The following is a 22,178-nucleotide window of genomic DNA, read 5'->3' as shown; positions in this document are numbered from 1 at the left end:
GACAGGACGTCTAAGAGATGTCGACGACAGGGAGCAGGCGCATGACCGCACAGATCTCGTTCACGGCCGGGTCCCCCGGGGGGCCTCGCACGGTCTCCCTGACATACGAGCGGAGGGGCGCGGGCGAGCCGCTGCTCCTGCTGCACGGCATCGGCCACCACTGGCAGGCGTGGGAGCCGGTCCTCGACGTCCTCGCCACCGAGCGCGACGTGATCGCCGTCGACCTTCCGGGCTTCGGCACCTCCCCCGCCCTGCCGGAGGGGTACGCCTACGACCTGTCGACCGTCGTGCCCGTGCTCGGCGCCTTCTGCGCGGCCCTCGGGATCGACCGGCCGCACGTCGCGGGGAACTCCCTGGGCGGGCTCCTGGCCCTCGAACTCGGCCGGGAGAAACTGGTGCGCTCGGTGACGGCGCTCTCCCCTGCCGGGTTCTGGTCGGAGCGGGAGCGGCGGTACGCCTTCGGGACCCTGCGCGCCATGCGCGTCGCGGCACTGTCGATGCCGGTCCCCGTGATCGAGCGCCTCTCCCGGAGCGCGGCCGGTCGGACCGCGCTGACCAGCACCATCTACGCGCGGCCCGGGCGCCGTTCACCCGAGGCGGTGGTCGCCGAGACGCTCGCCCTGCGCGAGGCCACCGGCTTCCACCAGACCCTGGCGGCCGGCCGGAGCGTGCTGTTCGGCGACGACGTGCCCGGGGTCCCCGTCACCGTGGCCTGGGGCACCCGCGACCGGCTCCTGCTGCGCCGCCAGGGGGTGCGCGCCAAGCACACCGTCCCGGGCGCCCGGCTCGTCCGCCTGCCCGGCTGCGGCCATGTCCCGATGAACGACGACCCGGCCCTCGTCGCCCGCGTGCTCCTGGACGGCAGCCGCTGACCGGCACGCGCGCGTGAAGCGGCGAGCGCCGGCGGGGCGGCACGCGCGCGTGAAGCAGCGGGCGTCGGCGGGGCGGCACGCGCGGGGAGCGGCGGGGGCGGCTGAGCCGTCGGACCGGGGCGGGGGTGCCGGACGGCGTGCGAGCCGGTGCCGTGGGCGGGTGGGGCGGACTCCGCGTTGTTCACGCGTGGTTCGCGTACGCGCCGCTCCGGTCCCTTAGGCAGGGGGCGGCACTTCGCACCCCACCCGGCACAGGCCCTGGAGACCTCCATGTCGCACCGCACCCCCGGCCCGCCCGCCCACCCGCTCCCCGAACCGTCCCCGAGCCCGTCCTCCCCCGCCCGCCGCAGCGTGCTGCGCGGCACGCTCGCCGCCTCCGCGGCGCTCACGCTGGGCGGCGCCGTCCCGGCCCCCGCGCTGGCCCTGTCGGGACGGCCCCGGGCCGGCTGGGGCGTGCAGACCGGAGGTGTCACGGCCTCCTCCGGCCTCGTGTGGATCCGGTCGGACCGGCCCGCCCGGATGATCGTGGAGACCGCCGCCGACGCCTCGTTCCGCCGTCGCCAGCGCCATGTCGGGCCACTGCTCGGCCCGGGCAGCGACTTCACCGGGACGACCGCCCTGCGCGGGCTGCCGGCCGGTGAGCAGATCCACTACCGCGTCACCCTCGCGGACCCGGACGACCCGCGCCGTACCGGCGAGCCCGTCGTCGGCACCTTCCGCACGGCTCCGGCGCGGCGGCGCGACGGGGTCCGCTTCCTGTGGTCGGGGGACATCGCCGGGCAGGGCTGGGGCATCAACCCGGACATCGGCGGCTGCCGCGCGTACGAGGAGATGCGCCGGCTGGACCCGGACTTCTTCCTCTGCAGCGGTGACACGATCTACGCCGACGGGCCACTCCAGCCGACGGTGACGCTGCCCGACGGACGGATATGGCGGAACGTCATCACCCCGGAGAAGTCGAAGGTCGCCGAGACCCTGGACGAGTACCGCGGCAACTTCCGCTACAACCTGCTCGATCACCATGTACGGGCGTTCAACGCGCAGGTGCCGTCGATCGTGCAGTGGGACGACCACGAGGTCCGCAACAACTGGTACCCCGGCCAGATCCTGGACGACGCGCGGTACACCGAGAAGGACGTCGACGTGCTCGCGGCCCGTGCCTCGCGCGCGTTCGGCGAGTACTTCCCGCTGCCCGGTGCCACCACGCGCGGTGGCACCGGGCAGGGCGGCGCCGAGCGACGGATGCACCGGGTGGTGCGGTACGGGCCGCTGCTCGACGTGTTCGTCCTCGACATGCGCTCGTACCGCAACGCCAACTCGCCGGGACGGCAGGCGGACGACACCACCGGCATCCTGGGCGCGGAACAGCTCGCCTGGCTCAAGCGGGAGCTGAGCCGTTCGCGGGCCGTGTGGAAGGTCCTGGCCGCGGACATGCCCCTGGGCCTGGTCGTCCCGGACGGCGCCACCGACATCGAGGCGATCGCCCAGGGCGACCCGGGCGCTCCGCTGGGCCGGGAGCTTCAGATCGCCGAGCTGCTCCGGTTCGTCAAGCACCGGCGGATCACCGGCACGCTGTGGCTGACCGCCGACGTGCACTACACCTCGGCGCAGCACTACGCGCCGGAGCGGGCGGCCTTCCAGGACTTCGCGCCCTTCTGGGAGTTCGTCTCGGGCCCGCTGGCCGCCGGCGGCTTCCCCGCCAACCGGCTGGACTCGACGTTCGGCCCCGAGCGCGTCTTCGTCCGGGCGCCCGAGCGGGCGAACGTCTCGCCGATGGAGAGCCCGCAGTACTTCGGCGAGGTCGACATCGACGGGCACAGCGGCGAACTGACGGTGCGGCTGCGGGCGGAGGGCGGAACGGTGCTGTTCGCCAAGGTGCTCCAGCCGGGGCGCGTCGGGCAGTGAGCGCCACGGCCGATTGTCAGTGGTGGGTCCTAACGTCTTTCGCATGACGCGATCCGTACAGGCGCTCGCCTACGCACGCCCGTCCGCCCTCGAGACCCTGGGGGGCGGGCGGCAGCTCGGCCTGGAGACCTCCGGGGGGCTGACGCCCGCCGGGGCCGAGGCCCACCCCCGCTTCTTCGCCGGGTTCCTGACGTCCCCGCAGATCGCGGCGCGCGGCCTGCTCGCGGTCGCGGACGTGGCGGCCGCCCGCTATTACCAGCGGATACGACCGGGGTCGCTGGACCCGGTCGTGACGGGGAACGGGGACCGGCTGCGCTTCGAGTCGTTCTCCGGCTGCGGCGGGGTGTACGCCCGGCTGGACGTGCTGAGCGAGGGACTTGACGGAGCCGAGACCGGCCACGGCACGACCAATGTGGACGTCAACAATCCGCTGCGGGAGGCCCTGTCCCGGATGACGGGGGACGATCCGCTGCATCTTCGGGTCGGCCCGCAGGAGTTGGCGGTGACCACGCTCGGAGGCGCGGTCGTGGAGAAGAAGGTGCCGCTGCCGGACCGCTGGCTGCGCGGTTTCGCCGAGGCGCAGGTGGCGTCCGCCGGGTTCGATCTGCGGGCCGAGCTGACCGGCGCCGAGGCCGTCCGGTTCCTGCGGTCGCTGCCCCGCTCGCAGGCACGGGGGCGGGGGCCCCTGTGGGTGGTCCAGTCCGGCAGGACGCTGCGGCCGACCGCCCGGCCGGTCGCGGGCGCGGTCTGCCTGCCGGGGCCTGACCGGCTGGCGGCCCTGGAGCGGGTGCTGCGGCACGCGACGGCGCTGCGGGTGTACGGACCGGTGCCGGACGGGGTCGCGACGGCGAGCGCCTGGGAACTGACGCTGCCGGGTATGCGCCTGACGCTCACCCTCTCGCCGGACGCCTCGCGGGGCTTCTCGGGGGAGGGCGGGGTCCTGGAGGCGCTCGCCACCCCCGAGGCGGAGCGGGACGCCGAGCTGGTGTCGGTCCTGCTGGCCTGGGAGCCGCGCATCGACCCGGCCGAGCTGGCCGCCGAGGCGGGGGTCACGGTGGAGCGGGTGCGTGCGGCCCTGACCCGGCTCGGGACGGCGGGGCGGGTGGGGTACGACGTCGCCGACGCGGCCTACTTCCACCGGGAGCTGCCCTACGACGCGGACCGCGCCGAGCGGCACAATCCGCGTCTCGTGGCCGCTCGCGCGCTGGTCGCCGAAGGCGCGGTCGTCCTCGACGGCGTCCTCGCGACGGTCGCCTCGGGCGAACGGCGCTATCAGGTCCGGGAGTCGGGCGGGGCGCTGAGCTGCACCTGCCAGTGGTGGGCGGACTACCGCGGCCGGCGCGGTCCGTGCAAGCACGCCCTGGCGGTGCGGATGGTCAGGCGGGGCGAGACGGTCGCCGGAGGCACGCGATGACGGACACGACGGAGAAGACGGGGACGGCGGGGATGACGGGTACGGCAGGGGCGCCGGGTACGGACCCGGCCACGGGGGCGACGGGAGAAGCCGTGGCGGCGGGGGCGACGGGCGAGGCCGTGGCGGTCGAGCGGCTGCTGGAAGCGGTGCGCCAGGGCAGGGTCGCAGAGGTGCCGGGGCTGCTGAAGCCGCTGGACGCGGCCGCGCGCAAGACCGTGCTGGGGGAGCTGAAGCTGCTGCGCACGGAGGTGCGCGGGTGGGACTGGAGCCGCTGGTCCGAGGCGGCCGGGATCCGCCGCACCCTGCGGGTCGCGGGCGCCGGATGCCACACCGGGGCCGCCGCGGCCGCGGCCTGGATCGCGGGCCGTGACCTCATGGACTGGGGCTCCCGCGACGGCTCCCTCCTCCTCACCGTCCTCGCCGACCGGGATCCGGCATGGCTCGCGGACGTGACGCAGCGGCTGGCCGAGCGGCCCGCCGTGGTGGAGAACGGCTACGCACTCGTCCACGACCTGGTCGTCCTCTCCGGCTGTCCGGTGCCGGCGACGGACGCCTATGTCACGGGCTGGACCCGGGCGGTGGCCGGCGACGGCCTCCTGGACCGGCTGCGCAGGGATCCGCAGACGCCGGTGCTGGTGCCCCGCTTCTTCGAGCTCGGCGAGACGCCGGACCCCCTCACCTGGTGGAACGACTCCGACAACTCCGGCCACTGGCCGACGGCGCTCGCCGCGCTGGCCGCGGAGGGACTGCTCGACCGCGAGACGCTGCTGGAGGGCTGCGTCGCTCGCCTCCTGCGCGGCGGACGCCCGCGTGACCTGCGCTTCCCGCTCTCCCTGCTCCAACTCCTCGGCCCCACGGGCCGGGAGCGGAGCGGCCGGGTCGCGGAGTGGACCGGGATGGCGGCCGACGCCCCGTCGCCGGTCGCGGGCTACGCCCAGCAGATCCTCGCGGAGCTCGCGCTCGAGGGCGCGCTGTCCGTCCGGGAGCTGGCCGAGATGTCCGGCCCGGTGCTCTTCCGGACCGAGAAGAAGCTGGTGCGGGCGCAGCTGACCCTCCTGACCAAAGTGCTCAGGAAGGACCCGGCTGCGGCCGCCGAGCTCCTTCCGGTCGTGGCGGACGCCTTCGGCCACGAGGACAACGGCCTTCAAGAGCGGGCCCTGAAGCTGGTGGGCCGCCACCTCGGCGCGGTGGACGAGCAGGTGCGGCTGGAACTGGCCGGCGCGGCGGCGCGGCTGGACCCCGGGCACCGGGAGGCGGCCGAGGAACTGTTCGGCGGCCTTCCGGACGAGGACGCCGACGGCGCGTACGAGGAGATCCTGCCGCCCGTGCCCGTACCGCGTCCGGTGGCGCCGCCCGCGGAGTCGGTCGCCGAGCTGGTCGAGGACCTGGTGGCGCTCTCCAAGGGCCGCACCAGGACGGCGGAGGAGTTCGAGCGGGCGCTGGACGGGCTCGTCCGGCACGCACACCGGGACCGCGCGGCGCTCACGGAAGCGGTCGCGGCGGCCTTCGCCGGCAGCTTCTGGCTGGGGCACCACCAGGCCGGCCGCCGGTCGAACTACTTCGACCACTCCACCCATGGCATCGACGTCGTGCTCGCCGCCCTCCTGGGCGCCGTGGACCAGTCGGTCGTCCAGGCCGGCCGGGCCAGGCGTCACGGCACGACCTCCTGCACCCATCTCGCCTTCGGCGGGGTGATCGACGCCCGGCTCTGGGAAGTGGCCGAGCTGATCACCACCGGCCGGCTGCCGTTCCTGCTCGCCGCACCCACGTGGCACACCGGGGCCGTCGCGCCCCGGGAGCTGGCCGACCGGCTGCGGGCCTACCAGGAGGCGGGCGTCGAACCGGCGCCCGCGGACCTCGCGCAGGCCCTGCTGCGGCTCCGCAAGGCCGACCCGGGTGCGCGGGAGGCCGCGGCGCGCGGGGCGGCGCTCGGCAGCCGGGCCGGTGAGCGGCTCGCCGACTGGCTGGAGTCGGACGCGTCCCTGGCCCCGGGGGTGCGGTTCCTGACCCGGCGCCAGGAGACGGCGACGGGACGGTGGTGGCTGGCCGACCGTCTCGTCCTGCGGATCCGGGAGCGCCGAGCCGTACGCGAGGAGTTCCCGCCCGCGTTCCAGTGGCTGGGCGGGCGGCTCTCCGAGGGCGTCCGGCGCTGCGCCCACTGGACCGACGGGCAGGCGAACTGGGCGGCGGTGCTGCCGGACGACCGGGAGACCCTGGCCGCGTGGCTGCTTCCGTCCCTCGCCGGCGGCGCGGCGTGGGCCGAGCGCGGGGTGAACCGGGGGCTGACCGCGCTGGCCGAGTCGGACGGGCCGGTCGGACCCGCGGTGCGTCTCGCCCTGGCGATCGGTCTGGGTGCCCGGCACGCGGAGGACCGGCTGACGGCCGTGGACGCGCTGCTCGTGCTGGCCGCGCGGGGCGAGCTGGACGGGCCGGGTCTCGGGGCCGAACTGGCCCGTCTCGTGAGCGAGGGCGAGGTCAAGGCCAATCGGCTCGCGGAGGCGTGCCGGACGGCCGCCGCGACCGGCGCCTACGCCACGGTGTGGAGTGTCCTGGCGGGCGTGCTGCCCGGGCTGCTCGCGGCGGAGAAGCCGGCGCGCGCCCTCGGTGAGGTGCTGGCGGTGGCGGCGGAGTGCGCCGAGCGGTGCGGCGCCACCCAGGAGATACCGGGACTCGACACGGTGGCGGCGCGACGCGGCTCCTCGCAGCTGGTCGTACAGGCGAAGCGGCTGCACCGTGCCCTCGCCGGACGGGGGTGACGGCGGGGGCCGCTTCCGCAGGGTGCGAAACCGGGCGCCGTCCGGGTGCTGTCAGGATCCGCCGCGCGGCCGATCAGTCGAGAACGCAAGTGGTTGAAAACAGTCACTAATCCCGCAGAATGGCGCTTAACCCGTCAGTCACACATCGTTCGTGATCACGCAACACCGTTGGGTCACAGTGAGGTCATGACTGATGTGACGTCCGCGAAGAGTGCCCGTCGTCCCCACCACTGGCGGCAGGACCTCATCGAGCTGGCAGCCCTGTTCACGGCCGTGGTGGTGGCGGACACGATCGCCAAGACCGTCGTCCGGGGCGCCGAAGGCCCGTTCATGCTGGTGTTCTCGGCGATCGCGCTGGTCGCCACCGCCGCCTTCCACACATGGTGGGCACGGCGTCGCGGCCATGCGCCGCCCGCCGTCGATACCGGCGGCGGGGCGGCCCCGCCGCCGGCGCGGAGCGAGGACAACGCCCCGGCCCCCGAACCCGTCGCCACCGCCCTGTGGAGGATGCGGACCACGGTCCGCGACACCCCCGGCAGCCTCGCCGCGCTGTGCACGGCGCTGGCCCGCCACCAGGTGGACATCCTCACCCTCCAGACCCATCCGCTGGCCGACGGCACGGTGGACGAGTTCCTGCTGCGCGCGCCCGGCACCCTCGAAGCCGGCCACCTCGGCCGGGAGATCGCCGCAGCCGGCGGCAGCGGCACCTGGATCGAACGGGCGGACGCCCACGACCTGGTGGACACCCCGACCCGGCTGCTCGGCCTCGCCACCCGTACCGCCCTGGACGCCGCCGAACTCCCCCTCGCCCTGCGCCAGCTCCTCGGCCGCTGCACCATCCACTCGCTGCCGGCCGTCTCCCTGAGCGGGCGGCCCACCGGCGAGACCGCCCCCGTCGAGGGCGTCCTCGAAGAGACGGTGATGCGGCTGCGCGATCCGCACGGCGGGGCGATCACCATCGAGCGGCCCTATCTGCCGTTCACGCCGAGCGAGTTCGCCCGGGCCCGGGCGCTCGTCGAACTCGACGCCCGGCTCGGCCCGCGCATGCCCCGCGGCCAGGACGTGCTGACCCTGCCCGAAGGCAGCGAGATCACCGTCCGCCGCGCCGACCAGCGGGACGCCGTCGCCGCGCGGGCCATGCACGACCGCTGCTCCGAGCGCACGCTGGGCCTCCGCTACCACGGGCCGGTGGGCGATGCCGACCGCTATCTGCACCATCTCCTCAGCCCCCGCTTCGGCCGTACGCTCACCGCGCAGACCGCCTCGGGCCGCCTCGTCGCCCTCGGCCACCTGCTCTGGGACGGCGACGAGACGGAGGTCGCCCTGATGGTCGAGGACGACTGGCAGCGCCGGGGCATCGGCTCCGAACTCCTCGGCCGACTGGTCGCGATGGCCGTCGAGGCGGGCTGCGAGAGCGTCTACGCCGTGACGCAGTCCTCCAACACCGGCATGGTCGCGGCGATGCGTGCGCTGCGCCTGCCCCTCGACTACCAGATCGAGGAGGGCACCCTGGTCATCACCGCGCGGCTCGCGGCGGCTCGGCCGGGGAACCGTCCGCCGCACGGAGAAGTCCCGAACGGGACGTCTCGGCCGGCGAAGCGCTGAGGGCCTGGGTCAGGTCCCGCCACAGGTCCTCGACGTCCTCGAGACCGACCGACATCCGCAGCAGACGGTCGCTGACGCCCGCCGAGCGCCGGTCTCCCTCGGCCACGATCCGGTGGCTGATGGAGGCCGGGTGCTGGATCAGGGTGTCGACGCTGCCGAGACTGACCGCCGGCGTGATCAGGCGTACCCCGGAGATCACGTCGTGCGGGTCTCCGTACACCTCGAAGGAGACCATCGCGCCGCCCACCCGCGGGTAGTGCACCCGCGCGATGCGCGGATCGGTGGCGAGCCGCCGGACCAGCTCGGCGGCCGTCGCCGACGCCGCCCGTACCCGTACCGGCAGCGTGGAGAGACCGCGCAGCAGCAGATATCCGGCCAGCGGGTGCAGCACGCCGCCGGTCGCGAACCGCACCTGGCGCAGCGAGCGGGCGAACTCCTCGTCGCAGGCGACGACGCCGCCCATGACGTCACCGTGCCCGCCCAGGTACTTGGTGGCGCTGTGCAGCACGATCCGCGCGCCCTCCTCGACCGGCCGCTGGAGCACCGGGGTGGCGAAGGTGTTGTCCACCAGCAGCGGCACCGAACCGCAGGCGTGGGCGACCGCCCGGATGTCGACCTCCGCCAGCGTCGGATTGGCCGGCGTCTCCACCATGACCAGACCGGTGTCCGGACGGATCGCGTCCGCTATGCCGGCGGGGTCGGTCCAGGTGACCTCCGTGCCGAGCAGCCCCGCGTTCAGCAGATGGTCGCTGCAGCCGTACAACGGCCGGACGGCGACCACGTGCCGCAGACCGAGACTCGCCCGGACCAGCAGGACCGCGGTCAGCGCCGCCATGCCACTGGCGAAGGCCACGGCCGAGTCGGTGCCCTCCAGACGGGCGAGGGCCGACTCGAAGCGCGCGGTGGTGGGGTTGTCCAGGCGCGCGTAGACGGGCGGGCCGTCCAGCCGGGCCCCGGTGGTGGCGAACTCGTCGATCCGCGCGGCCTCGGCCCGCGTGTCGTACGACGGGTAGGTGGTCGACAGATCGAGCGGCGGGGCGTGCAGGCCGAGGCCGGCGAGGTCCTCGCGGCCGGCGTGCACGGCTTCGGTGGCCAGAGCCCTGGGGGTGGAGGCGTCGTAGTCCATGGGCGGCACTGTGAACGAATACCGGAGGGTAGTGCGGATTCGCCGTGCTACGTTCGCCGCATGGCCGATTCTGTCGTACTGGACCCGGTCGATCTGCACATTCTTCGCCTCCTGCAGAACGACGCACGGACCACCTACCGGGAGCTCGCCGCCGAGGTCGGCGTCGCGCCCTCCACCTGCCTCGACCGGGTCGCCAGACTGCGTCGCAGCGGGGTGATCCTCGGGCACCAGCTACGACTGGATCCGGCCAAACTCGGCCGTGGGCTGGAAGCGCTGCTTCTCGTCCAGGTACGCCCCCACCGGCGCGAACTGATCGGTCCGTTCGTGGAGCGGATCCGGGCGATCCCGGAGTCCCGTGCGCTCTTCCATCTGACGGGACCGGACGACTACCTGGTGCACGTGGCCGTCGCCGACCCGGCCGACCTGCAGCGACTCGTTCTGGACGAGTTCACCTCGCGGCGCGAGGTGGCCCGCGTCGAGACCCGGCTGATCTTCCAGCAGTGGGAGTGCGGCCCCCTCCTGCCGCCCGGCCAGAGCGCTCATTTGTCAGCCGACTGAGATCGATTGAGATGACGCGGGGCCGGTGGAGGCAGGAGGATGAGTCCCATGCCAGAGACTTCCAGCAGCGCGCTGCCCCGCCAGGTCGCCGACACCTACGTCGACGCACTCATCGCACTCGACCCGATCACCGGTACATACCTGGGAGTCAAGGAGAGCGCGGGCCTTCTTCCCGACTTCTCCCCCGCCGGCCAGGAGGCGGTGGCCGAACTGGCCCGCCGCACCCTGGCGTTGCTCGACGACGCCGAGCGGCAGCCGGGCGCCGACACGGATGCCGAGCGCCGGTGCGGCCGGCTGCTGCGGGAGCGCCTGACGGCCGAACTCGCCGTCCACGACGCGGACGAGGGCCTGTGTGCGGTCAGCAACATGCGCTCCCCCGCCCACAGCGTGCGCATGGTCTTCACCGTGATGCCGACGGAGACGCCTGAGGACTGGCAGGCCGTGGCCCGGCGGCTGAGGGCGGTCCCCGCGGCGCTGGAGGGCTACCGCGCCTCGCTCTCCCTGGGCCTGGAGCGCAAGCTGCTGGGCGGCCCGCGGCCGACGGCCACCTTCGTGGAGCAGTTGACCGAGTGGTCGGGCGCGGATGCCGAAGGCCCGGGCTGGTTCGAGGAGTTCGCGGCCGCGAGCCCCGATTCCCTCGACCCCGAGCTGCGTACGGAGCTGGCCGCCGCCGGCCGGGTCGCGAACGAGGCCGTGGCGTCCCTGCGGGACTGGATGCGCGATGTGTACGCCCCGGCGGTCGCCGGCGCGCCGGACACGGTGGGCCGTGAGCGCTACCAGCGCTGGTCGCGCTACTTCAACGGCACCGACCTGGATCTCGACCAGGCGTACGCGTACGGCTGGTCGGAGTACCACCGCCTCCTCGGCGAGATGCGCAGCGAGGCGGAGCGCATCCTGCCGGGGGCCGGGCCGTGGGAGGCGCTCGCCCATCTCGATGTCCACGGCACCCACATCGAGGGGGTCGAGGAGGTCCGTGTCTGGCTGCAGAACCTGATGGACGAGGCGATCGAGGCGCTCGACGGCACCCACTTCGAACTCGCCGAGCGGGTGCGGAAGGTGGAGTCGCGGATCGCCCCGCCGGGCGGCGCCGCCGCGCCGTACTACACCGGCCCGTCCGAGGACTTCTCCCGGCCCGGCCGCACCTGGCTGCCGGTCGACGGGGAGACCCGCTTCCCCGTCTACGACCTGGTGTCGACGTGGTACCACGAGGGCGTGCCCGGTCACCACCTGCAGATCGCCCAGTGGGTGCACGTCGCCGACCGGCTCTCCCGCTACCAGGCGACGATCGGCGGGGTGAGCGCCAACGCGGAGGGGTGGGCGCTCTACGCGGAGCGGCTGATGGACGAGCTGGGCTTCCTGCCCGACGCCGAGCGCAGGCTCGGCTACCTCGACGGGCAGATGATGCGCGCCTGCCGGGTGATCGTCGACATCGGCATGCACCTGCGTCTGGAGATCCCCGCCGACTCGCCGTTCCACCCGGGTGAGCGGTGGACGCCGGAGTTGGCGCAGGAGTTCTTCCAGCAGCACAGCAGCCGTCCGCCGTCGTTCGTCGAGAGCGAGATGACCCGCTATCTGTCGATGCCGGGCCAGGCCATCGGCTACAAGCTGGGCGAGCGGGCGTGGCTGCTGGGGCGGGCCAACGCCCGGGCGGCGCACGGTGACGCGTTCGACGCGAAGGCGTGGCACATGGCGGCCCTGTCGCAGGGGCCGCTGGGCCTCGACGACCTGGTGGACGAGATCTCCCGCCTCTGAGGCGGCCGCCGGATCGCCGGGGGCGGCGGCACGAGACGCCGCCCCCCGCAGACATGAACGCCGGGGTTCCCCCGGCGTCGGCGCATCCGGACCGTGAGAAGCGCACGGTATCCGCTTGATCAGCCGGGGATTCGGCTGCTATCTGTCGCTCATGAGCGGATATTCACCGGACGCCACCGACTGGCGCATCATCGAGGCGCTGCAGAGCCAGGGCCGTGCCAGCTTCGCCGAGCTGGCGAGGGCCGTCTCCATGTCCGCGTCGGCCGTGACCGAGCGGGTGCGGCGGCTGGAGGAGACCGGCGTGATCGCCGGCTACACCGCCGTGGTGGACCCGGAGCGGCTGGGCCTGCCGATCCTCGCCTTCGTCCGACTGCGCTATCCGCACGGCAACTACAAGCCGTTCCACGACCTGCTCGAGGCGACGCCCGAGGTCCTGGAGGCGCACCACGTGACCGGCGACGACTGCTTCGTCCTGAAGGTCGCCGCGCGCTCGATGCAGCACCTGGAGGAGATCTCCGGCAAGGTCATGACGCTCGGCTCGGTGACCACGAGCGTCGTGTACTCGTCCCCGCTCCCCCGGCGCGCGATCAGCCGCTGACACCGCCGCACGCTGCCGTAGGCCGCGTCATGCTCCGGTACGGAGCCGCACGGTCGAGCCGTGCCGCTCCTTGACCACTTCCAGTTGGGCCGGGATGCGGCGGCGCAGGTCCCCGACGTGGCTGACGATGCCGACGCTGCGGTCCCGCTCGCGCAGGGAGTCCAGGACGTCCAGGACCTCGTCCAGGGTCTGGTCGTCCAGGCTGCCGAAGCCCTCGTCGATGAAGAGGGTGTCGAGCCGGACGCCGCCCGCCTCGTCGGTGACCACGTCGGCGAGCCCCAGCGCGAGGGCCAGGGAGGCGAAGAAGGTCTCGCCTCCGGAGAGGGTGGCGGTGTCCCGTTCGTGGCCGGTCCAGGCGTCGACGACGTGGAGGCCGAGGCCCGCCCGCTTGCCGCCGGAGCGGGCGTCGGAGTGGACGAGGGTGTAGCGGCCCGAGGACATGCGCAGCAGGCGGGCGGTGGCGGCGGCGGCGACCTGTTCGAGCCGGGCGGCCAGGACGTACGACTCCAGCCGCATCCTGCGTTCGTTCTCGGCGGAGGTGCCGGCGGTGAGCCCGGCGAGGCGGGCGACGCGGTCGTACTCCTCGCGGAGCGGCCCGAGCCGCCGGACCTCGGTGTCGGCCTCGCGGGAGAGGCGGGCGAGTTCGGCGCACCGGTCGCGCTGGGCGGCGAGGTTCGAGGCGGCGTCGCGCAGGGCCCGTTCGGCCGCGGTGTGCGCGGTCTCGGCGGTCGCCGGGTCGGCGGGCGGGCGGGCGGCGGCCGCCTCCGTACCGGGTTCGGCGAGCCGGTCGGCGACGGCGGCGGCCTCGGCGTGCCAGGCGTCAAGCCGTCGCTGGAGGTCGCGGTGCCCGCCGTCGTCGAGGAGGGCGGCGCGGGCCGCGGCAGGGGTGTCGAAGCCGGCGCGGAAGGCGGCGTCGGCGAGCCGGTCGTCGGCCTCCTTCAGGCGCTCGGCGGTGAGCTCGACGGAGCGTACGGTCTCGGCGGCGTCGAGGAGGACGGCGATCCTGCGTTCCAGGCGCGAGGCGTGCTCGGCGACGGTGCCGGACTCGCCCCGGCCGCGGGCCACTTCGGCGTCCAGGCCGGTCTGTTCGCGGTCGAGCGCCTCCCGCTGCGAGGTCCGGGCGGCGACCCGCCGTTCGGCCTCGCGCTGTGCGGCGACCCTCTTCTCGTACTCCCGCTGGGCCCGCGCGAGGGCTTCGCGGGCGTCGTGCGTCTGTCCGGCGAGGTCGCGCGCCTCGGCGTACCGGCGGCTCAGCTCCTCGACCTCGCGGGCGAGTTCGGCGACCTCGGGGTCGGGGGCGCCGGTGGGGTCGTCGTGCGCCGGGGCGCCTTCCGGGGCGCGTTGCCCGGGCACGGTGTCACGGGCCGGACGGGAGCCGTCCGCCGTCCCGGCGGGAGGCCCCTCGCCCCCGCCGCTCGACGCGCCGGACGTGGACGAGTGCTCCGGCGTACGCGGGCCGGCCTGGGCCGTGGCCGGGTCCGCCGTCGCGGACCGGAGCGCCGCCCCCACGGTCGCGCGCGGGCCGTCCGGCTCCCCCGTGGGGCTCGTCAGCCCGGTCAGGACGTCGGCGCGGGCCGCCGCCCAGGCCTCACGGCTGACCGCCAGGTCGCGTTCCGCCTTCGCTCGGGCCTCGTCCGCCCGGGCGAAGGCGGCGTAGGCCGCGTCCTCGGTGGCGCGGTCGACGTGGTCGGCGCCGGTGCGGGCGGGGGCGGGGTGTTCGGCGGAGCCGCAGACCTGGCAGGGGTCGCCGGGGGTGAGCGCGGCGGCGAGTTCGGCGGCGATGCCCCGCAGCCGCCGGGACTTGACGTCGAGCCAGGCCTCGTGGGCGTCGTTGCGCTCCTCGCGGGCCCCCGTCAGGCGGCCTTCGGCGTCGGCGGTCCGCCGTGCCAGGTCGTCGCGGCGGCGGGCCGCGGCGAGACGGCGCCGTGCGGGTTCGAGCCGGCCGGCGAGATGCTCGGCGCGGGCGGCCGCCTCCTGGGTGGACTCGATGCGGGCGGCCAGCTCCGCGCGCCGGGGCTCCCAGCCCGCCAGCCAGCCGGCCGCCTCCTGCAGGATCTCCTCGTCCGCGCGGGCCTGGCGCTCCAGGGCCTCGCGCTCCCGGGTGAGCTCGGCGCCGCGCCGCTCGGCGCGCCGCGCGGACTCCAGCCCGCCCAACTCCTCGCGGAGCCGGCGCTCCAGGGCGGAGAGCTGCTCGGCGCCCGCGTCGGCGAGGTCGGCCGGGAGCTGTCCGCGCGACCGCTCCCGTGCGGTGCTCGCCGCGGTGTGGTCGCGCTCGGCGTCGGCGCGCAGGCTCAGCGCGGGGGCGACGGCCCCGGCCTTGCGGGAGCGGTCGAGGGCGGTCTCCCAGTGGTCCCGTTCGGGCCTGGTCGCCTCCAGCTGCCGCTGCCTGCGCAGGGCCTCGGCGTGCCGGGCCTGCCGGTCGGCCAGCTCCCGTTCGTCGTCGAGGGCGCGGCGGGCGGCGGCCTGCCGCTCCTCGGCGGCCGAGACCGCCACGCCCGCGATGTCGAGCGTCTCGCGGGCCTCGGAGCGGGCCACGGCGGCCCAGCTCTGGACGGCTCCGGCGAGTCCCGGCTCGCCCGGCCGCTCGGCGACGACGCTGCCGCCCGCCGCCTGCGCCATCCGGTGGGCGAGCGCGAGGAGCCGCTCGTCCCCTTCCCGTACCCGCTGCTCCGCCGTCCGGCGCAGCTCGGCCAGCCGCTCCTCCACGGCCGCGAACCGCCGGGTGTCGAAGAGCCGCCCGAGGAGCTTGCCGCGGGCCTCGGCGTCGGCGCGCAGGAAGCGCGCGAAGTCGCCCTGCGGCAGGAGGACGACCTGGCAGAACTGCTCGCGGCTCATGCCGACGAGCTGGGTGATCTCCTCGCCGATCTCCTGGTGGGAGCGGCTGAGGCCGTTCCATTCGCCGGTCGTTGCGTCGTACTCGCGCAGCCGGCTCTGGGCCTTCTCGGTGGTGAAGCCGCCGCCGCGCTTCTTGGGGCGCGGCTGGGCCGGGCTGCGGGTGATCTCCAGCCGCCGCTCGCCCACGGTCAGTTCGAGGGTGACCTCGGTGGACGTCCCGGCCGGCGCGTGGTCGCTGCGCAGCGAGGCGCCGGGGGTCTGCCGGGCGCCGGGCACGGCGCCGTACAGGGCGTAGCAGACGGCGTCGAGGACGGACGTCTTGCCGGCGCCGGTCGGTCCGTGGAGCAGGAAGAGCCCGGCGGAGGACAGGGCGTCGAAGTCGATCTCCTGGGTGGCGCCGAAGGGCCCGAACGCCGTGACGGAGAGGCGGTGGAGTCTCACGGGGCCACCTCGCGCCGCTCGGCGTCGACGCGTACGTCGTCGAAGGCGCCGTGGAGGACGGCTCGTTCGGATCCGTCCGGTCCCGCGCCGCCGCGGACATGGGCGACGAAGTCCTCCGCGATCTGCCGGTCGTCGCGGTCGCGCAGCCGCTGGGCGTAGGAGGCCTGCGGGTCGCCCTCGGCGCGCTCGGGGTCGAAGACGAGGTGGAGGGTGTGCGGGAAGCGTTCGGTGAGCCGGGCCATCGGTTCGGCGGGGCGTACGGGGTCGGTGAGCGTCGCCTCCACCCAGGCGTCCTCGTGGCGTACGAGAGCGGGGTCGGCGAGCAGGTCGTCGAGCCGGCCCCGGAGGCGGGCGAGGGCTCTCGGCACCGGGCAGTCGATCCGTTCGGCGGTGTCGACCGCGCCGTCGGCGCCGAGGTCGATGAGCCACGTCGTCTTGCGGTGGCCGGCCTCGGAGAAGGAGTACGCGAGGGGGGAGCCGGAGTAGCGCACGCGGGGGGTGACGGCCTGGCTGCCGTGGAGATGGCCGAGGGCGACGTAGTCGACGCCGTCGAAGACGCCTGCGGGGACGGCGGCGACCCCGCCGACGGTGATGTCGCGTTCGCTGTCGCTGGGCTCGCCGCCCGCGACGAAGGCGTGCGCGAGGACCACGGACCGGGTGCCGTCGGGCCGGGTGGCGAGGTCGGCGCGGACGCGTTCCATGGCGGCGGTGAGGACCGCCTCGTGTCCGGCCTTGGTGGCGCCGAGCCGCTCGCGGACGAGGGCGGGTTCGAGGTAGGGCAGGCCGTAGAGGGCCACGTCGCCGTGGGTGTCGGTGAGGACGACGGGGGTGCCGATCCCGGCGGGGTCGGTACGGAGGTGGATGCCGGCGCGTCCGATGAGTCCGGCGCCGACGCCGAGGCGGCGGGCCGAGTCGTGGTTGCCGGAGATCATCACGGTCGGGACCCCGGCCTCGGCGAGCCGGTGCAGGGCGGTGTCGAAGAGCTCGACGGCGGGCAGCGGCGGCACGGCCCGGTCGTAGACGTCGCCGGCGACGAGGACGGCGTCCACCTCGCGCTCGCGCACGGTCCGCACCAGGTGGTCGAGGAAGGCGGCCTGGGCGTCGAGCAGGCCGACCCGGTGGAAGGAGCGGCCCAGGTGCCAGTCCGAGGTGTGCAGAATCCTCAACGTCGTGCCCCGCCCCGCGTCGTCTTCACCGTGGTGCCCCCGCCCCGCATCCGTGCCGCTCCTCCGTCGTCGTTCCTCCGCCCCCGGCCGTGTCGGCGCTCTCCCGTCCCGGGTCGTGGCGCGCGGCGCCCGCGGAGGGGGACGCCGCTCGGCAGCGACCACGCTAGCGCGCCCGAGCCCCTCGTTTCGCACGGACCTCGCCGTACCACCCGGTCGGGGCCCCCGTCGTTCAGGCGTCGCCGTAGGCCTCGCCGCCGAGTGCGAGCGTCGCCGTGCCGGCCGTCACATCGGCGAGCCAGGCGCGGAAGTCCTCGACGTCGGCGTCCGGCAGGCCGATCTCGATGGCGACGGCCTCGCCGTACCGCACCTCGCGCACCGCCCGCCCGGTGGCCCGGAGGTCGTTCTCCAGCTTGCCCGCCCGTTGGTGGTCCACGGTGACGGTGGCGAGGCGGAAGCGCTGCCGGGTCAGGGTGCCGAGCGCGTCCAGGGCCTCGCCGACCACTCCGCCGTAGGCCCTGATGAGCCCGCCGGCGCCGAGCTTCACGCCGCCGTAGTAGCGGGTGACGACGGCTGCGACGTACCGCATGTCGCGCCGCATCAGCATCTGGAGCATCGGGACGCCCGCGGTGCCGCCGGGCTCGCCGTCGTCACTGGCCTTCTGGACGCCGGCGTCCGCGCCGATGACGTACGCGAAGCAGTTGTGCGAGGCGGTCGGGTGCTCCTTGCGGACGCGTGCGACGAAGGCCTGCGCCTCCTGTTCGGTCGCGACGGGCGCCAGGGCGCACAGGAAGCGCGAGCGGTTGATCTCGGTCTCGTGCACGCCCTCGCGGGCCACCGTGCGGTACTGCTCGTGCATCCCGCCACCCTATGCGCCCGTCGTGGCGGTCCCCGCCGGCCCCTTCCGGGGGGCCGCCGGGCAGCTCGCGGAGGACCGGGAATCATGCGGGGGCCGGGCTCGTTCTGCTGGGCGACGTGACGAGCCACGGGAGGCAGTGGATGAGCGGCGAGACGACGACCACAGAGTCGGACACGGTGCGGAGGATCCTGACCGACGCGGGCGACACCTGGGCGGTGGTGGGTCTGTCCTCGAACGAGGCGCGCGCGGCGTACGGCGTCGCGGCCGTCCTGCAGCGCTTCGGCAAGCGGGTCGTGCCCGTCCATCCGAAGGCCGAGACGGTGCACGGCGAGCCGGGTTACGCCACGCTCGCCGACATCCCGTTCCCGGTGGACGTGGTCGACGTGTTCGTCAACAGCGAGCACGCCGGGCAGGTCGCGGACGAGGCGGTGGCCGTCGGCGCGAAGGCGGTCTGGTTCCAGCTCGGTGTGATCGACGAAGCGGCGTACGCCAGGACCCGCGGGGCGGGGCTCGACATGGTCATGGACCGCTGCCCCGCGATCGAGATCCCGCGCCTCAGCTGACGGCGACGCCGAGGCCTTCCAGGACGACGGCGCCGGGCAGCTCGGCGAAGGCCTTGCCGGGCACGATCAGCTTCCCCCGGCGCCGGCCGCTGCCGATGAGGACCCAGTCGGTGTCGACGACGGTGGCGTCGACCAGGACGGGCCAGTCGCCCGGGAGGCCGAGGGGCGTGATGCCGCCGTACTCCATGCCGGTGTCCCCGGTCGCGGTGTCCATCGGCGCGAACCGCGCCTTGCGCGCGCCCAGGTGCTTGCGGACGACGCCGTTGACGTCGACGCGGGTCGCCGAGCGGACCACGCAGGCGGCCAGGGTCGTCACCTCGCCGCGCGTGCCGGCGACGATCACGCAGTTCGCGGACTGGTCGAGCAGCCGCCGGCCGTGGTGCTCCACGAAGACGGCCGTGTCGGCGATCGCCGGGTCCGTGTCCACGTACAGCAGCTGTTCGGCCGGTACGGCGCCCTGCCAGGCGCGGACGGCGGCGGCGACCGGCTCCGTCAGCAGGTCCAGGCACTCGGGGGCGGGGCGGGCGTCGTCGAAGTCACCGATGGGGGCGCGCATGGCTGCACGGTAACAAGGCGCGCGGCGGCCGGGTTCGGGCGTCTCAGCGTACGGGCGGGATGGAGACGGCCATGGTCATCTCCACCGGCTCGTCCCCTTCGTTGCGGTAGGCGTGCGGCACGTTGGCCTCGAAGACGGCGGAGGTGCCGGCCGGAAGGGAGTGCTCCGCCCCTTCGACGACGAGGGTCAGCACGCCCCGGGTGACGTGCAGCAGCTCGGTCGTCCCGTCGGGGTGCGGGTCGGAGGCGCTGCCGTCACCGGGCATGAGCGTCCAGGCCCAGAGCTCCAGCGGGCCGCGGGCCTCGGTGCCGGCGAGGAGGGTGGTGTGGCTGCCGGTGGAGGTGGACCACATCCGCACGGCCTGCCCGGGCGGGACGAGGCGGACCTGCGGCTCCTGGTCGTAGTCGAGGAGGGTGGTGATGGAGACCCCGAGGGCGTCGGCGAGCTTCACGGTGGTGCCGACGCTGGGGTTCGTACGGGCCTGCTCGATCTGGATGATCATGCCGCGGCTGACGCCCGCCCGCCCGGCCAGCGCGTCCAGGGTGAAGCCGCGCTCCTTGCGCCATCGCTTCAGGTTGCGGGCGAGCGACTGCGTGAGCTGATCGAGGTCCGACACATTCCGTCCAATATTTTGGATGACAGAGTTCAAAGGAGTGAACTACGGTGGGGTGTACCGCGGTGTACCCGCCTGTACACCGCACTGTACTGCGAGACCCCCACCCTGCGAGGATTCCATGACCGCCCTGTTCGCCCTGGCCACCGCTCTGCTCTGGGGCCTGGCCGACTTCGGCGGCGGACTGCTCACCCGGCGCATGCCGGCCCTGACCGTCGTCGTCGCCTCGCAGTCGATCGCGGTCGTCGTCCTCGGCGCGGTCGTGATCGCGACGGGCGGCTGGACGGAGATCGGCCCGGACCTCTGGTACGCCGTGGGGGCGGGCGTGGTCGGACCCGTCGCGATGCTCGCCTTCTACAAGGCGCTCGCCCTCGGCCCCATGGGTGTGGTCTCCCCGCTCGGCTCGCTCGGCGTCATCGTGCCGGTCTCGGTCGGGCTGCTGATCGGGGACCGGCCGGGGCTGCTCCAGTTCGCCGGGATCGGCGTCGCCGTCCTCGGCATCGTCCTCGCCGGGGGCCCGGAGCTGCGCGGCGCGCCCGTCCAGCGCCAGGCGGTCCTGCTCACGCTCGTCGCCGCCTTCGGGTTCGGTTCCGTGATGGCCCTCATCGCCGAGGCCTCCTCGACGCTGACCGGCCTCTTCCTGGCGCTGTTCGTCCAGCGCGTCACGAACGTCCTGGTGGGCGGCGGCGCGCTGGTCGTCTCGGTGAAGCGGGGCGGGCGGGCGCTGCCGGAGGACGGCGGGATGCGGGTCGTGTGGGCGGCCCTCCCGGCGCTCGCCTTCGTCGGCCTGGCCGACGTCGCCGCCAACGGCACGTACTCGATCGCCGCGCAGAACGGCCCGGTCACCATCGCCGCCGTCCTCGCCAACCTCTACCCGGTCGTGACGGCGCTCGCCGCGCGCGGAGTCCTGAAGGAACGGCTGCGGGCCGTCCAGGCGGCGGGCGCGGGTCTCGCCCTGGTGGGGACGGTCCTGCTCGCGACGGGCTGAGGGACGGCGGGGCGCGCCGGGGGAGGGCGGGAGCGGGGTCAGGCGTCCTTGAGGGCGTCCTTCAGTTCGCCCTCGACCGCCTCCGCCAGCTCCAGTTCGGCGAGCGCGGCGAGCTGTTCGGGCGTCACGCCCTCCGGGATCGGCACCGGCGCCGGCGTCCGGATCGGCGGCTGCCAGCCCTGCTCCGGGTCCCAGCGGCGCACCACGCGGGCCGGGGCCCCGGCCACCACCGCGTGGTCCGGCACCTCCCCCCGTACGACCGCACCCGCCGCGACGACGACGTTGCGGCCGATCCGCGCGCCCGGCAGGATCACCGCGCCCGTGCCCAGCCAGCAGCCGGGCCCGATCTCCACGGGTTCGGAGCGCGGCCACTGCCTGCCGATCGGCACGTGCGGATCGTCGTAACTATGGTTGGTGGACGTGATGTAGACGTACGGCCCGCAGTACGTCTCCGAGCCGATCGTCACCGTCGTGTCGGCGATGACGTGGCTGCCGCGGCCCAGGACCACACCGTCGCCGAGGGTCAGGATGGAGTCCGGGCCGAGGTCGAGGCCGGGCATCATGCCCGCGGTGAGGGTGACCTGTTCGGCGATGATGCAGTGCTCGCCGATCTCGATCCAGCGCTCGCCGAAGACGGTGCCCTGCGGGAACGCCAGCCGGGTTCCCGCGCCGATGCGGCGGAACCGCAGGCGCCCCGGCGATTCGGCGGTCACGGCGCCGGCTTCCTGCGCCCAGCGCCAGCCGGCCCGCACGACGCGGGCCACGAGGCGGCGCCGTCGGCCGGCGAGAGACGAGAACGTGTTTCTGTTCCTGGGCACCCGCACACGGTAGTCGCCCCCGCCGCGACCGATCGGCGACGCGCGTTGTGATGTCCGTTACGGGTGCGGGCGCGGGTCGCCCGCCCCGGCGCGTCCACCGGCCCATTGGCGGGCCGCGGGCGCGCGCACGCCATCTCGTAGGGTGCCCCAAGGCGCGACCGAACAGCGAGCGATCAGGAGCGGACGATGACCGAGCAGGCGTTGATCAAGGGTGTGGGCGGCAAGGAGCCGCGGATCGATCCCACCGCTTTCACGGCCCCGACCTCCGTCGTGCTGGGCGACGTCACGCTCGGCGCCCGCGCCGGCATCTGGTACCACGCCGTGCTGCGCGCCGACTGCGGGCCGATCGCGATCGGCGAGGACTCGAACGTCCAGGACAACTGCACCGTGCACGTCGACCCCGGCTTCCCCGTCTCGATCGGCGACCGGGTCACGGTCGGCCACAACGCCACGGTCCACGGCTGCACCGTCGAGGACGACGTCCTGGTGGGCATGGGGGCGACGATCCTCAACGGCGCCCGCATCGGCGCCGGCTCCCTCGTCGCCGCACAGGCGCTCGTGCCACAGGGGATGCAGGTGCCGCCCGGCTCGCTGGTCGCGGGCGTGCCGGCGAAGGTCCGGCGCGAGCTGACGCAGGAGGAGCGGGACGGCATCCGGCTCAACGCCGAGATGTACCTGCATCTGGCGAAGGCCCACGCCGAGATCTACGAGGACTGACGCGCGAGGGGCACGGCACCGTCACGGCGCCGCGCCCCT

18 protein-coding genes are annotated in these 22,178 nt (G+C 74.6%); 11 read left to right on the top strand and 7 right to left on the bottom strand.

The window, feature by feature from the left end:
- Positions 1 to 41 precede the first annotated feature (41 nt).
- From ACZ6RC_RS15625 to ACZ6RC_RS15605, 5 genes are all read left to right on the top strand, one after another.
- The gene (locus ACZ6RC_RS15625) at positions 42 to 872 is read left to right on the top strand and encodes an alpha/beta fold hydrolase (RefSeq protein WP_391138328.1); all 831 of its coding nucleotides are present in this window, start codon (positions 42 to 44) and stop codon (positions 870 to 872) included.
- 270 nt (positions 873 to 1,142) lie between these two features.
- Complete coding sequence (locus ACZ6RC_RS15620; protein ID WP_469583040.1) at positions 1,143 to 2,777, top strand: alkaline phosphatase D family protein; 1,635 nt, start codon at positions 1,143 to 1,145, stop codon at positions 2,775 to 2,777.
- Between the two features lie 43 nt (positions 2,778 to 2,820).
- The gene (locus tag ACZ6RC_RS15615) at positions 2,821 to 4,191 is read left to right on the top strand and encodes an SWIM zinc finger family protein (protein ID WP_469583037.1); all 1,371 of its coding nucleotides are present in this window, start codon (positions 2,821 to 2,823) and stop codon (positions 4,189 to 4,191) included.
- The gene (locus ACZ6RC_RS15610; protein WP_469583032.1) at positions 4,188 to 6,947 is read left to right on the top strand and encodes a DUF7824 domain-containing protein; all 2,760 of its coding nucleotides are present in this window, start codon (positions 4,188 to 4,190) and stop codon (positions 6,945 to 6,947) included. Before ACZ6RC_RS15615 ends, ACZ6RC_RS15610 begins: the two co-directional genes overlap by 4 nt.
- 186 nt (positions 6,948 to 7,133) lie before the next feature.
- A complete protein-coding gene (locus ACZ6RC_RS15605) occupies positions 7,134 to 8,552 on the top strand; it encodes a GNAT family N-acetyltransferase (RefSeq protein ID WP_469583029.1) in 1,419 nt (472 codons plus the stop codon).
- On the opposite strand, the gene ACZ6RC_RS15600 is transcribed toward ACZ6RC_RS15605, so the two are convergent.
- Positions 8,464 to 9,678, bottom strand: coding sequence for a trans-sulfuration enzyme family protein (locus tag ACZ6RC_RS15600; protein ID WP_391138338.1), 1,215 nt, complete (start codon positions 9,676 to 9,678; stop codon positions 8,464 to 8,466). The two genes, ACZ6RC_RS15605 and ACZ6RC_RS15600, sit on opposite strands and share 89 nt — an antisense overlap.
- Before the next feature lie 60 nt (positions 9,679 to 9,738).
- Between ACZ6RC_RS15600 and ACZ6RC_RS15595 the strand changes: the two genes are divergently transcribed.
- The 3 genes from ACZ6RC_RS15595 to ACZ6RC_RS15585 all read left to right on the top strand — a co-directional run bounded on the left by ACZ6RC_RS15595 (position 9,739) and on the right by ACZ6RC_RS15585 (position 12,586).
- Positions 9,739 to 10,236 carry an Lrp/AsnC family transcriptional regulator gene (locus ACZ6RC_RS15595; protein WP_391138340.1) on the top strand — a complete coding sequence of 166 codons (498 nt, stop codon included), beginning with the start codon at positions 9,739 to 9,741 and terminating at the stop codon, positions 10,234 to 10,236.
- A gap of 48 nt (positions 10,237 to 10,284) precedes the next feature.
- Positions 10,285 to 11,988: a DUF885 domain-containing protein gene (locus ACZ6RC_RS15590; protein WP_469583024.1), complete on the top strand. Its 1,704-nt coding sequence runs from the start codon at positions 10,285 to 10,287 to the stop codon at positions 11,986 to 11,988.
- A 151-nt stretch (positions 11,989 to 12,139) separates the two neighbouring features.
- Positions 12,140 to 12,586 carry an Lrp/AsnC family transcriptional regulator gene (locus ACZ6RC_RS15585; protein ID WP_391138345.1) on the top strand — a complete coding sequence of 149 codons (447 nt, stop codon included), beginning with the start codon at positions 12,140 to 12,142 and terminating at the stop codon, positions 12,584 to 12,586.
- A 27-nt stretch (positions 12,587 to 12,613) separates the two neighbouring features.
- Here ACZ6RC_RS15585 and ACZ6RC_RS15580 read toward each other — a convergent pair whose 3' ends face one another.
- The 3 genes from ACZ6RC_RS15580 to ACZ6RC_RS15570 all read right to left on the bottom strand — a co-directional run bounded on the left by ACZ6RC_RS15580 (position 12,614) and on the right by ACZ6RC_RS15570 (position 17,884).
- Positions 12,614 to 15,862, bottom strand: coding sequence for an AAA family ATPase (locus ACZ6RC_RS15580; RefSeq protein ID WP_469583021.1), 3,249 nt, complete (start codon positions 15,860 to 15,862; stop codon positions 12,614 to 12,616).
- Positions 15,859 to 17,028 carry an exonuclease SbcCD subunit D gene (locus ACZ6RC_RS15575; protein ID WP_469583019.1) on the bottom strand — a complete coding sequence of 390 codons (1,170 nt, stop codon included), beginning with the start codon at positions 17,026 to 17,028 and terminating at the stop codon, positions 15,859 to 15,861. The genes ACZ6RC_RS15580 and ACZ6RC_RS15575 overlap by 4 nt, the downstream gene beginning before the upstream one ends.
- Before the next feature lie 229 nt (positions 17,029 to 17,257).
- Positions 17,258 to 17,884 (bottom strand): YigZ family protein, encoded by a 627-nt coding sequence (locus tag ACZ6RC_RS15570; protein WP_453619466.1) that lies wholly within the window; start codon positions 17,882 to 17,884, stop codon positions 17,258 to 17,260.
- 140 nt (positions 17,885 to 18,024) lie between these two features.
- Here ACZ6RC_RS15570 and ACZ6RC_RS15565 point away from each other — a divergent pair, with 140 nt between their 5' ends.
- The gene (locus ACZ6RC_RS15565; RefSeq protein WP_469583014.1) at positions 18,025 to 18,447 is read left to right on the top strand and encodes a CoA-binding protein; all 423 of its coding nucleotides are present in this window, start codon (positions 18,025 to 18,027) and stop codon (positions 18,445 to 18,447) included.
- Here the strand turns inward: ACZ6RC_RS15565 and ACZ6RC_RS15560 are convergent.
- Positions 18,440 to 19,003: a YbaK/EbsC family protein gene (locus tag ACZ6RC_RS15560; RefSeq protein ID WP_453619463.1), complete on the bottom strand. Its 564-nt coding sequence runs from the start codon at positions 19,001 to 19,003 to the stop codon at positions 18,440 to 18,442. The two genes, ACZ6RC_RS15565 and ACZ6RC_RS15560, sit on opposite strands and share 8 nt — an antisense overlap.
- 43 nt (positions 19,004 to 19,046) lie before the next feature.
- Positions 19,047 to 19,619 carry a helix-turn-helix domain-containing protein gene (locus tag ACZ6RC_RS15555; RefSeq protein ID WP_453619461.1) on the bottom strand — a complete coding sequence of 191 codons (573 nt, stop codon included), beginning with the start codon at positions 19,617 to 19,619 and terminating at the stop codon, positions 19,047 to 19,049.
- A 118-nt stretch (positions 19,620 to 19,737) separates the two neighbouring features.
- Between ACZ6RC_RS15555 and ACZ6RC_RS15550 the strand changes: the two genes are divergently transcribed.
- Positions 19,738 to 20,604 carry an EamA family transporter gene (locus tag ACZ6RC_RS15550; RefSeq protein WP_453619460.1) on the top strand — a complete coding sequence of 289 codons (867 nt, stop codon included), beginning with the start codon at positions 19,738 to 19,740 and terminating at the stop codon, positions 20,602 to 20,604.
- A 38-nt stretch (positions 20,605 to 20,642) separates the two neighbouring features.
- Here the strand turns inward: ACZ6RC_RS15550 and ACZ6RC_RS15545 are convergent, their stop codons facing one another.
- Positions 20,643 to 21,422: an acyltransferase gene (locus ACZ6RC_RS15545; protein WP_391138361.1), complete on the bottom strand. Its 780-nt coding sequence runs from the start codon at positions 21,420 to 21,422 to the stop codon at positions 20,643 to 20,645.
- A gap of 186 nt (positions 21,423 to 21,608) precedes the next feature.
- Between ACZ6RC_RS15545 and ACZ6RC_RS15540 the strand changes: the two genes are divergently transcribed.
- Positions 21,609 to 22,139 (top strand): gamma carbonic anhydrase family protein, encoded by a 531-nt coding sequence (locus ACZ6RC_RS15540; protein WP_469583009.1) that lies wholly within the window; start codon positions 21,609 to 21,611, stop codon positions 22,137 to 22,139.
- Positions 22,140 to 22,178 lie beyond the last annotated feature (39 nt).

The organism is Streptomyces sp. NPDC048353 (assembly GCF_055587165.1).
This window is presented reverse-complemented; position numbering and strand designations above follow the sequence as displayed.